Genomic DNA, 1340 nt, shown 5'->3' with positions numbered 1-1340 from the left:
TTCTACCAGAAGACTTGAAACAGTATTTTCCATTTTGGCAACGTTCTGATACTTTACCCAAATGGGATATAACCATTGTTCCTAATTGATTGGTATCTTATTTCCTCGCAAGTCCCTAGCGACACCATTCACCGCTAGCATATTTTTCGCTGACATGACTCTCAGGTGCAATCACTCGATCGGCTTGAGTATTAAAGTAATCTGCAAGGATTTTATGGATTTGGGCAAATTGTTCAGTTGATTCTTGCCAGAGAGATTCTCGAAACACATCTCGCGCCACATCATCAAGGCGATAAAATCTTTGGATTGGCTCGACAAATTCCCTCTGGATCAACCAATCATAACAACTTTGTCCATTTCCCCAGTTCAACTCCGACTGCTGTGCCAGCAAGTGTTGAATCAATCGGCGATCAAACCATCGACAACAAGCCGCGATTTGTAATGCTTGCTTCTCCTTATCATTCAAACCCTGTAGCAATAATTTGACAATCCCTTGATTACCCTGAGCAAAGCTAATCGGCTTACCCTTTTCCTGTTGCTGTCGCACCCAATTGAGATAGTAAGGCAATCCCTTAGTAACCCTAAAGATTGCCGTGATTTCCACTTCATTCTTAATGCCAATATCCTGCAAATATTTCTGAGTTTGGCTTTGGTCAAATCGATCCAACTGACGCTCAAAAACGAGATTGCGATCCTGCTGAAGCTTGCGCCATGCCTCCTCATCCAACAAGCTTTTTCTACCAGCCACCACCAAACGCACCCGATGCGGCTGAAGTTGAGTATTTGCTAATAAAGATTGCCATAGCCAACGATCCAGATCCGATGGGACTTTTTCGTAGGTATCCAGCACTAATACCACCGTCTTTTTAGTCTGTTGCGATCGCAGTACCAATGCCTCCGCAAAAGCTTTAGTCAATTTAGGAATTGGCTCTAACATCAAAGCCTGTAATTCCTTATTCTTCTTCGTCGCACGATGCTGTTGTAACACCTGCTGCCAACGATCCTTTTCCGTCAATAACATCCCTGCAATATCAACCGTAGTTGTAGCAGTTGTCTCTAGCACAGGCTTACTCAATCCTGAAATTGGCATCAGATCGCCTAAAGCACTTGCCCCTGCCTTGAGCAAACTTTTCACCTGATCTATCTGTTCTTTATCAACTGACTTTTTCCCATCAATCGGTTGAGTTTGCAGTTGATTGGCTATTTGTTGATATTCGCCATATAGAACCCATTTGGTATCTTAGGAAGAGTAGAAAAAGGAGTCAAACATGGGATATAGCAGCAGCCTAAGCGATCAAGAGTGGGAGATTATAGAACCTCTGTTACCTAAAAAAAAGAAG

The 1340-nt window shown here is 42.9% G+C and carries 1 protein-coding gene; it reads right to left on the bottom strand.

What is annotated here, in order from left to right; genetic code table 11:
* Positions 1–115: 115 nt before the first annotated feature.
* The gene (locus tag B9G53_RS00855) at positions 116–1135 is read right to left on the bottom strand and encodes a hypothetical protein (RefSeq protein ID WP_094528434.1); all 1020 of its coding nucleotides are present in this window, start codon (positions 1133–1135) and stop codon (positions 116–118) included.
* Between the last annotated feature and the right edge of the window lie 205 nt (positions 1136–1340).

Source organism: Pseudanabaena sp. SR411, assembly GCF_002251945.1.
GTDB lineage: Bacteria > Cyanobacteriota > Cyanobacteriia > Pseudanabaenales > Pseudanabaenaceae > Pseudanabaena.
Note: the sequence above shows the minus strand (reverse complement) of the source record. Positions and strands in the feature narration are given on the sequence as shown.